We start from the raw sequence: 9,330 nt of genomic DNA, 5'->3' as shown, positions 1-9,330 counted from the left end.
GGCTGCTGGCGGCCGGCGCCGCCCCGACCGGCGGCGTGGCCGAGGGGACGGACGGCGGGAAGGCCGGCACGGGTGCCCCGACGACGCCGCTGGCGGCCTGGCTGCCCTGCCGCACCGGCGTCTTGCCCGACAGCGAGCCGTTCGGGTCCCAGTTCTTGTTCTTCTCGGCCTCGGCCGCGTCCTGCTCGGCGGTGCGTTGCGGCACCTTGTTGATGAAGGGCACCGGCACCTTCGCGATGTACAGCGCGACACCCAGCGCGAGCGCCAGGCCGATCAGCAGGCCGATGATCAGGCCCAGGACAAAACCGCCACGTTGGCTTTTCATGCGTTCTCCATCACATCCGGTCGGGGGCGGCCACGCCCAGCACCTGCAGCGCATTGCGCAGCACCTGGGCAGTGGCGGCCAGCAGCGCGAGGCGGGCGCGCGTCAGGTTGGCGTTGTCGGCCAGCAGGAAGCGCTCGGCCGCGTAATAGCTGTGGAAGGCGCTGGCGACGTCGCGCAGGTAGAACGTGACGTCGTGCGGCGCCAGGTCGGCCGCCGCGTGGGTCAGCATGTCGGGGTACTCGGCCAGCTTCAGCAGCAGGGCCGCCTCGGTCGGCGCGGCCAGCAGCGACAGGTCGGCGCCCTTCAGCGCGGCGAGGTCGCCGCCGTGCTCGGCCACCCAGTCGCGCAGCACCTTGCTGATGCGCGCATGGGCGTACTGCACGTAGAACACCGGGTTCTCGTCGTTCTGCTTCAGCGCCAGGTCGACGTCGAAGGTGAACTCGGTGTCGGCCTTGCGGCTGATCATGAAGAAGCGCACCGCGTCGCGGCTGGTCCAGTCGATCAGGTCGCGCAGCGTCACGTAGCCGCCGGCGCGCTTGGAGATCTTCACCTCCTCGCCGCCGCGCATCACGGTGACCATCTTGTTCAGCACGTAGTCGGGGTAGCCGGCCGGGATGTTCTCGCCCACGCCCTGCAGCCCGGCACGCACGCGCGCGATGGTGCCGTGGTGGTCGGTGCCCTGGATGTTGACCACCTTGGTGAAGCCGCGCTCCCACTTGTTGATGTGGTACGCCACGTCGGGCACGAAGTAGGTGTAGGTGCCGTCGGACTTGCGCATCACGCGGTCCTTGTCGTCACCGTAGTCGGTGCTGCGCAGCCACAGCGCGCCGCCTTCCTCGAAGGTCTTGCCGGCCGCCTTGAGCTTGGACACCGTCTGTTCCACGCGCCCGCTGCTGTACAGGCTGGATTCGAGGAAGTAGTTGTCGAAGCGCACGCCGAAGGCCTGCAGGTCGAGGTCTTGTTCGTGCCGCAGGTAGGCCACCGCGAACTGGCGGATGCTGTCCAGGTCGTCGGGGTCGCCCGACGCGGTGAACTCGCGGTCGTCCGACTTGACGGTCTTCTTCGCGAGGAAGTCGGCCGCGATGTCGGCGATGTACTCGCCGTTGTAGGCCGGCTCGGGCCAGGCCGCGTCGCCGGGCTTCAGGCCCTGGATGCGGGCCTGCGTGGTGGCCGCCAGCGTCGCGATCTGCACGCCGGCGTCGTTGTAATAGAACTCGCGCGTGACCTGCCAGCCCTGCGTGTCGAGCAGGCTGCAGATCGCGTCGCCCAGCGCGGCCTGGCGRCCGTGCCCGACGTGCAGCGGGCCGGTCGGGTTGGCCGAGACGAACTCCACCATCACGCGCCGGTCGACCGGCGGCTGGTTGCCGAAGGCCGGGCCGGCCGCCAGGATCTCGCCGATCACCGACTGCTTGGCAGCAGCCTTGAGCCGCAGGTTGATGAAGCCGGGGCCGGCGATCTCGAGCGCCTCGACGTGGCGCTGCACCGCGGGTTGCCGGTTCAGGGCGTCGATCAGGGCCTGGGCCAGTTCGCGGGGGTTCTTCTTCAGCGGCTTGGCGAGCTGCATCGCGAGCGTCACCGCGAAGTCGCCGTGCGAGGCCTGCTTGGGCGATTCGAAGGCGATCGGCACGCTGCTGCCGGGGTGGACATCGGCAACCGCCGCGGCCAGCGCCTGCAGCAGTTCCTGTTTGGCTTGGATCATGGCCGCGATTCTAGTTGCGCGACACCGAGGGGCGGGCCGAGCGCCGGACCCCACCGAACGAGGGGCCCATTTCGGATTTGCACCCACTTTGGTGTTCAATTTGGCACACTGGGGCGTGGCGGCGGTGCCAAGATGCCACTCTCGGCTTCCGGGCCCTTCGGCATCTGCGTGCCGACAACGCATCACCCATGAGTCTTCCGCTCGCCACGACCGAACCCGCCACCGTCTCCGGCTTGCCGTTGCCGGCCCAGGTCGGCAAGTACCCGGTGCTGCGCCGGCTCGGCGAGGGGGCCACCAGCGAGGTGTTCCTCGCGCGCGACGAGTTCCACCAGCGTGACGTGGCCATCAAGCGGGTGCGCCTGGGCGCGGTCAACGATCCGACCGACGGCCGCTTCTTCGAGCGCTTCTTCGCGGCCGAGGCCGCCCTGGTCGGCCGGCTCCAGCACCCGAACGTGGTGCAGATCTTCGACGCGGTGGCCGACCCGAACGAGCCCTACCTCGTGATGGAGTACGTGTCGGGCCACACGCTGCGCCAGTACTGCCGGGCCGACCAGCTGCTGCCGCTGGAGCTGATCGTCGAGATCGGCTTCAAGTGCGCGATGGCGCTCGGCTACGTGTTCCGCCAGGGCCTGGTGCACCGCGACGTGAAGCCGGCCAACATCCTGGCGGTGATCACCAACGGCAGCATCACCGACGTCAAGGTGACCGACTTCGGCAGCGTGCTGAACATGTCGGCCGAGACGACGCAGGTCTACCGCGTCGGCTCGCTGGCCTACATGGCACCGGAGCAGCTCGACGGCGCCTCGCTCGACAGCCGGGCCGACATGTATTCGCTCGGTGCGGTGCTGTACCACCTGATCGCCGGCCGCCCGCCCTTCGACGCGCCGTCGCAGTCGGCGATGATGAACCAGGTCTACAACGCGATGCCGATGCCGCCGAGCCAGCTGCGCTCGGGCGTCGGCGAGGGCGTCGATGCCGTGATCCTGCGGGCGCTGGCCAAGCGCGCCGACGACCGCTATGCGAGCTGGGACGAGTTCGCGCAGGCGCTGTCCGGGCTGATCGTCAACCACCAGGTGCCGCGCGGCCAGCTGCAGGGCGTGCTCGATTCGGAGCGCTTCAACCTGCTGCGCACGCTCGATTTCTTTTCCAACTTCGGCGATGTCGAGCTGTGGGAGGTGGTGCACCGCGCGAAGTGGCAGCGCTACACCTTCGGCCATGCGCTGTACCGGCGCGGCGAGGAAACGCGCAACTTCCACATCATTGCGCAGGGCGAGGTCGAGGTCTTCCGCGAAGGCACGAAGGTCGCGCAGCTCGGTGCCGGCACCTCGGTGGGCGAGATGGTCTACCTCGCGCCGAGTGCCGAGCTGCGCCGCCACAGCACCGACGTGATCGTCACCGAATCGGCCACCACGATCACCTTCACGCCCGACACGCTGGCCCAGGTCAGCCCGGGCTGCCGCCACCTGTTCGACGAGGCGTTCATCCGCGTGCTGGTGCGCCGGCTGCATGCGGCGCACGAGGCGCTCGCCCACCCTCGGCGCATCATGTGACGCTGTCATTGGTGACATAAAGCGACATAGAGAGATTCGTGTTGACTCAAGCTCACGCTTGATCACATTCGGGGTCGGTGCTTCAATCCGGGCCGGCGACACACCGTTCGCCGCACCCCGGAGGAATCCCATGAAGAAACTGAGCACCCTGGTGGCCCTGGGCCTGATCGCGCTGTCCAACGTGGCGTTCGCGGCCGATGCGGCGACCTGCGAGTCGAAGGCGACCGACAAGAAGCTGGCCGGCGCGGCCAAGAACAGCTTCATGAAGAAATGCGAGCGCGAGGCCAAGGCCAGCGGCGCGGGCGCTGCGTGCGAGACGCAGGCCGCCGACAAGAAGCTGAAGGGCGCGGCGAAGAACAGCTACGTCAAGAAGTGCACGAAGGACGCATCGGCCCCCGCGGCAGCAGCTTCGGCCGCCAAGTAAGTCAGGCAGGGCCTGCGGTGTCCTGCCAGTACGCGGCGTTCCCGTAGGTCTGCTTCAGGAAATCGATCCACAGCCGCACCCGCAGCGGCAGGTGCTTGCGCTGCGGGAACACGGCGTAGATGCCGTTGGGCGGCGCGGCGTAGGCGTCGAGCATGCTGACCAGCGCGCCGCTCGCGACCTCGCCCTCGACCTCCCAGGTCGAGCGCCACGCAATGCCGAGCCCGGCCAGGCACCAGTCGTGCAGCACCTGGCCGTCGCTGCAATCGAGCCGGCCGCTCAGCCGCAGGTGCTGCACCTGGCCGTCGATCGTGAAGGCCCAGCCGCGCGTCTGGCTGGCATCGCTGCTCAGCGTCAGGCACTCGTGGTGCGACAACTCCTGCGGCGTGCGCGGCGTGCCGGCGCGCTTCAGGTAGTCGGGCGTCGCGACGCACAGCCGGCGGTTGTCGGCCAGCCGCACGCTGACCAGGCTGCTGTCGGGCAGCTCGCCGACGCGCACCGCGCAATCGACGCCCTCGTTGACGATGTCGACCAGCCGGTCGCTCAGGTTCAGCGAGACGTTGACCTCCGGATGCAGCGCGAGGAAGCGCGGCACCAGCGGCGCGACGTGCCGGCGGCCGAAGCCGGCCGGTGCCGTCAGGCGCAGGTAGCCGGCCGCCTTGATGCCGCCGGCGCTGACGCTGGATTCGGCGTTGGCCAGGTCGGCCAGCAGCCGCTGGCAGTCTTCGAGGAAGGCGCTGCCCTCGTGCGTCAGCGTGATGCGGCGCGTCGTGCGCACCAGCAGCTTGACGCCCAGCCGCTCTTCCAGCRCATCGATGCGCCGGCCGATGACCGCCGGCGCGACGCCTTCGGCATGGGCGGCGGCCGTCAAACTGCCCTTGGCAGCGACCGATACGAACGATTCGATCTGCTTTAGCCGGTCCATGGCGCGGGATTATGCGCGCCATAGTCAGCAATCCCGGCCTGAGAGCGCTCCATCTGCCAGCCGTCGGCGGGGGTCTTCGCCAACGCCTCGTGCTCGAGCTTGCTGGCAGCCGGTGCGGACGGCCCGATGGAAGGGATCGGCAGGTGGGGGGACGCCGGCTTGCCCAGCGTGGGCCAACTGGCCAGAGCGGCCGGCAGGCCGTCGATGAGAGTGTCGCGCAGCGGATTCATCGCGTTCGTCTCCGGGTTGTCGTCGCGGCTGAGTGGACCGACTCAGGCGAGAGGTTCCACCTGGAATTGGTCGTTCCGGGGTTGATTCAGTGCGCAGGAGTCACGAATCATCGAATTCGAAGGCTCTTAATCTTCACGCAAGTCTCCAATAGAGTGCGGAGATTCGATTCCGAGGAGATTCCCCATGAGCAGCCTTCCCCTGCCGCACGGCATGCAGATCAACGCGCCCATCCTGCCGGGCTTCGAGACGGTGCTGACGCTGCCGGCGCTGGAGCTGGTCGCCAGGCTGCACCGGGCCTTCGAGCCGCGCCGGCAGCAACTGCTGGCCGCGCGGGTCGAGCGCACGCAGCGCCTGGATGCCGGCGAGCGCCCCGATTTCCTGCCCGAGACGGCCAACATCCGCGCCGGCGACTGGAAGGTCGCGCCGATTCCGAAGGCGCTGCACTGCCGGCGCGTCGAGATCACCGGCCCGGTCGACGCGAAGATGGTGATCAACGCGTTCAACTCCGGTGCCGACAGCTACATGACCGACTTCGAGGACAGCAACTCGCCGTCGTGGGCCAACCAGATCCAGGGGCAGATCAACCTGTCGCAGGCGATCCGCCGCACGCTGACGCTCGAATCGAAGGGCAAGACCTACCAGCTCAATGACCAGGTCGCGACGCTGCAGGTGCGTCCGCGCGGCTGGCACCTCGACGAGAAGCACGTGACGGTGGACGGCCAGCGCGTGCACGGCGGCATCTTCGACTTCGCGCTGTTCATGTTCCACAACGCGCGCGAGCAACTCGCGCGCGGCGCCGGCCCGTACTTCTACCTGCCGAAGATGGAGAGCCACCTCGAGGCGCGGCTGTGGAACGACGTGTTCGTGATGACGCAGGCCGAGCTCGGGCTGCCGCAGGGCACGATCAAGGCGACGGTGCTGATCGAGACCATCCTCGCGGCCTTCGAGATGGACGAGATCCTGTATGAGCTGCGCGAGCACAGCGCCGGGCTGAACGCCGGCCGCTGGGACTACATCTTCAGCTGCATCAAGAAGTTCAAGGTCGACCGCAACTTCTGCCTGGCCGACCGCGCGAAGGTCACGATGACGGCGCCGTTCATGCGTGCGTACGCGCTGCTGCTGCTGCAGACCTGCCACAAGCGCGGTGCGCCGGCGATGGGCGGCATGAGCGCGCTGATCCCGATCAAGAACGACCCCGAGAAGAACGCGATTGCGATGGGCGGGATCATCGCCGACAAGAAGCGCGACGCGACCGACGGCTACGACGGCGGCTGGGTCGCGCACCCGGGGCTGGTCGAGCCGGCAATGAAGGAGTTCATGGCGGTGCTGGGCGACCGGCCGAACCAGTTCGACAAGCAGCGCCCCGACGTGAAGGTGAGCGCCGCCGACCTGCTGGACTTCCAGCCCGAGGCGCCGATCACCGAGCACGGGCTGCGCATGAACATCAACGTCGGCATCCATTACCTGGGGGCCTGGCTGGCCGGCAACGGCTGCGTGCCGATCCACAACCTGATGGAGGATGCGGCCACCGCCGAGATCAGCCGTTCGCAGGTGTGGCAGTGGATCCGCTCGCCGAAGGGCACGCTCGACGACGGCCGCAAGGTCACGGCCGAGATGGTGCGTGCGCTGGTGCCGGAAGAACTCGCGAAGATCAAGGCCGGCGGCTTCGAGGGCAAGTTCGACCGGGCGGCGGAGATCTTCACGCAGATGAGCACGCAGGAGGAGTTCGCGGAGTTCCTGACGCTGCCTCTCTACGAGGAAATCTGATCGGCGGCGGCTGCACGATGGCGATTTGATTGCCGCGGCGATTGCGGCATCCTCGCGCCATGAGTCGCGCCGAGACCCTCACCCTGTTGAGACAGCACAAGGCCGAGTGGCAGCGCCGCTTCGGCGTCACCCATCTGGCCTGGTTCGGGTCACGCGCGCGTGAGCAGTCCCGCGGCGACAGCGATGCCGACTTCCTGGTCGCCTTCCACGATTGGAGCATCGTGCGCGACGACCTCGTTCCTTTGCGGTCCGCATTGGCGGCGGTGCTCGCCGCGTCGCAGGGGGAGGTCAAGGAGCCACGTTCATGACTCGCGACGTTGAGCGGTCTCCTGCAGTTTTGGAAGCAGACGACTGTCCTGCGATGACAGAGCAAGAGTCACGACTCGAGGCTCTGTTTGAAGCGGCACAAGACATCGAAGCCGGACGCACGTGGACCGTAGAGGAGTTCAAGCCGCGTTTGGAGATCTTGAAGGCGCGCGCTCAGTGCATCGCCGATCGTCGCTGATTCAGATCGGCGCTCTCCGGGAAAGTCCGGTGACGATTTCAGGGCCATCCCTCTTTTAAAAGACGAACGTTCGTTCGAGACTCCGCGTCGGCCGCATGTTTTGCAGGCAGTTCGCAGGATGTTCGGTCCCGCGTGCGCACACGACTGGCATCGATGCCGGCGGGCGCACGACATACCTAGAACCTTCAGGAGACATCTCGATGAACTTGCCGATCTGCCGCGTGCCGCGGCTGCCCTTCCCATGGCTTTCCCGGTTTTGGTCCGCGTCGCTGCCGCGCGCGCTCGGCGCCATCGCGCTGGCCGCCGGCCTCGCGTTCGGTGCCGCGCCCGAGGCGCGCGCCGCCGACACCTACGCGAAGACRCAGTACCCGATCGTGATGGTCCACGGCCTGCTCGGCTTCGATGCGATCGGGCCGGTCGACTACTTCTACGGCATCCCGTCGGCGCTGCGCGCGGGCGGTGCCACCGTCTACACGCCCAGCGTGTCGGCCGCCAACTCCAGCGAGGCGCGCGGCGAGCAGCTGCTGCGTGAACTGCGCGCGCTGAAGGCCGCGTACGGCTATCAGAAGTTCAACCTGATCGGCCACAGCCACGGCGGCCCGACCATCCGCTACGTGGCCGCCGTCGCACCCGAGCTGGTCGCCTCCGTCACCACGGTCGGCGCGCCGCACACCGGCAGCAAGACCGCCGATGCGATCCAGGGCATCACCTCGTGGACCGGCACCACCGGCGCTGTCGCCGCGATCGCGAATGCGCTGGCCGCGACGATCTCGTTCCTGTCCGGCTCGCCGAGCCTGCCGCAGAACTCGCTGGGCGCGCTGCAGTCGCTGAACACCGCCGGCGCCGCCGATTTCAATCGCCGCTTCCCGCAGGCCGCGCCCGCCACGCCCTGCGGCCAGGGCGCCGCGGTGGTCAACGGCGTGCGCTACTGGTCGGTCGGCGGCACCAGCGTGCTGACCAACGTGTTCGACGTGAGCGACGGCCTGCTCGCCGCCACCAGCGTGTTCTTCGGCTTCGAGCAGAACGACGGGCTGGTCGGCCAGTGTTCCAGCCACTGGGGCGTGGTGCTGAAGGACAACTACGCCTGGAACCACCTCGACGAGGTGAACCAGGCGTTCGGCATCCGCGGGCTGTTCGCGCAGGACCCGGTGGCGTTCTACCGCAGCCAGGCGAACCGCCTGAAGGCGGCGGGGCTGTGAGCGACCGGCCGGCCTCGCTGTTCGCACTCTCGGTCGCAGGCGTCTGCCTGGTGATCGGCGTCGTCGCCTGGCGGCTCACGCCGTCGTCGACGCATGCCGCCCGCCCGGCCGAACCCCGTTTCACCGAATGGCGCGACAACCCGTTCGCCGCCGGCGTGCCGACCGATGCCGCCGCCTACAACGAGGCCGCCGCGCGGGCCGCGGAAGCTGCTGCCGCGCACGTCGCCCGGTTGTGGGTCGACGGCTCGCTGCGCGGCACCGACCTCGACGGCGACTGGGGCACCTGGGCCGGCGACCGGCTGCAGCCCGGCCTGGCGCTGCGCCGCCGCTTCGACTACCTGCTGACCGGCACCGGGGAGGTCGAGCCGGCCGAGCTGCGCCACTGGATCGAGCAGCAGCTGACGCTCGAGCGCGGCATCGACGCCGCGCGCCAGGTGCTCGACGTCTGGGACCGCTACCTCGCGCTGCAGCAGCGCCGCTTCGACACCGCCTGGAAGCCGGACGACCCGGCCAGCTGGGCCGGCGTGATGGCCGAGCGCTCGAAGGTGCGCCGCGACCTGCTCGGCGCGCCCTGGGCCCAGGCCTTCTATGCCGACGAGGAGCGCGACTTCGCGGCGCTGGCGGCCCGGCGCAGCGCGGCCCCCACGGCGCAGGCGCCACCGTCGCCCGCGCTGCTGACGCCGGATGCCGCCGGGCAGACGCCCGAGC

Annotated in this window: 10 protein-coding genes and 1 pseudogene; 7 read left to right on the top strand and 4 right to left on the bottom strand. The window is 68.8% G+C overall.

Features of this window, described 5'->3' with window-relative positions:
* A pseudogene (locus AC1D01_RS11105) lies at positions 1-325 on the bottom strand (SPOR domain-containing protein); the annotation flags it as partial.
* A gap of 10 nt (positions 326-335) precedes the next feature.
* Positions 336-2,024 (bottom strand): arginine--tRNA ligase, encoded by a 1,689-nt coding sequence (gene argS / locus AC1D01_RS11100; RefSeq protein ID WP_477866092.1) that lies wholly within the window; start codon positions 2,022-2,024, stop codon positions 336-338.
* A gap of 188 nt (positions 2,025-2,212) precedes the next feature.
* Here argS and AC1D01_RS11095 point away from each other — a divergent pair, with 188 nt between their 5' ends.
* Both AC1D01_RS11095 and AC1D01_RS11090 read left to right on the top strand, forming a co-directional pair.
* The gene (locus tag AC1D01_RS11095) at positions 2,213-3,574 is read left to right on the top strand and encodes a serine/threonine-protein kinase (protein WP_477866091.1); all 1,362 of its coding nucleotides are present in this window, start codon (positions 2,213-2,215) and stop codon (positions 3,572-3,574) included.
* A gap of 130 nt (positions 3,575-3,704) precedes the next feature.
* Positions 3,705-3,998, top strand: a complete 294-nt coding sequence (locus tag AC1D01_RS11090; RefSeq protein WP_477866090.1) for a hypothetical protein — start codon at positions 3,705-3,707, stop codon at positions 3,996-3,998.
* Position 3,999: 1 nt separating this feature from the next.
* Here the strand turns inward: AC1D01_RS11090 and AC1D01_RS11085 are convergent, their stop codons facing one another.
* On the bottom strand, positions 4,000-4,920 hold the full coding sequence (locus AC1D01_RS11085) for a LysR family transcriptional regulator (protein ID WP_477866089.1): 921 nt from the start codon (positions 4,918-4,920) through the stop codon (positions 4,000-4,002).
* Positions 4,908-5,150: a hypothetical protein gene (locus AC1D01_RS11080; protein ID WP_477866088.1), complete on the bottom strand. Its 243-nt coding sequence runs from the start codon at positions 5,148-5,150 to the stop codon at positions 4,908-4,910. Before AC1D01_RS11080 ends, AC1D01_RS11085 begins: the two co-directional genes overlap by 13 nt.
* Positions 5,151-5,334: 184 nt before the next feature.
* Here AC1D01_RS11080 and aceB point away from each other — a divergent pair, with 184 nt between their 5' ends.
* From aceB to AC1D01_RS11055, 5 genes are all read left to right on the top strand, one after another.
* A complete protein-coding gene (gene aceB / locus AC1D01_RS11075; RefSeq protein ID WP_477866087.1) occupies positions 5,335-6,918 on the top strand; it encodes a malate synthase A in 1,584 nt (527 codons plus the stop codon).
* Positions 6,919-6,977: 59 nt separating this feature from the next.
* The gene (locus AC1D01_RS11070) at positions 6,978-7,226 is read left to right on the top strand and encodes a nucleotidyltransferase family protein (protein ID WP_477866086.1); all 249 of its coding nucleotides are present in this window, start codon (positions 6,978-6,980) and stop codon (positions 7,224-7,226) included.
* Positions 7,223-7,423, top strand: coding sequence for a hypothetical protein (locus AC1D01_RS11065; RefSeq protein WP_477866085.1), 201 nt, complete (start codon positions 7,223-7,225; stop codon positions 7,421-7,423). The genes AC1D01_RS11070 and AC1D01_RS11065 overlap by 4 nt, the downstream gene beginning before the upstream one ends.
* Positions 7,424-7,623: 200 nt before the next feature.
* Positions 7,624-8,622 (top strand): esterase/lipase family protein, encoded by a 999-nt coding sequence (locus AC1D01_RS11060; RefSeq protein WP_477866084.1) that lies wholly within the window; start codon positions 7,624-7,626, stop codon positions 8,620-8,622.
* A partial coding sequence (locus tag AC1D01_RS11055; protein ID WP_477866083.1) for a hypothetical protein occupies positions 8,619-9,330 on the top strand: 712 nt, incomplete at its 3' end. The genes AC1D01_RS11060 and AC1D01_RS11055, both read left to right, overlap by 4 nt.

It is taken from the genome of Rhizobacter sp. P3_B12, from assembly GCF_056402895.1.
Note: the sequence above shows the minus strand (reverse complement) of the source record. Positions and strands in the feature narration are given on the sequence as shown.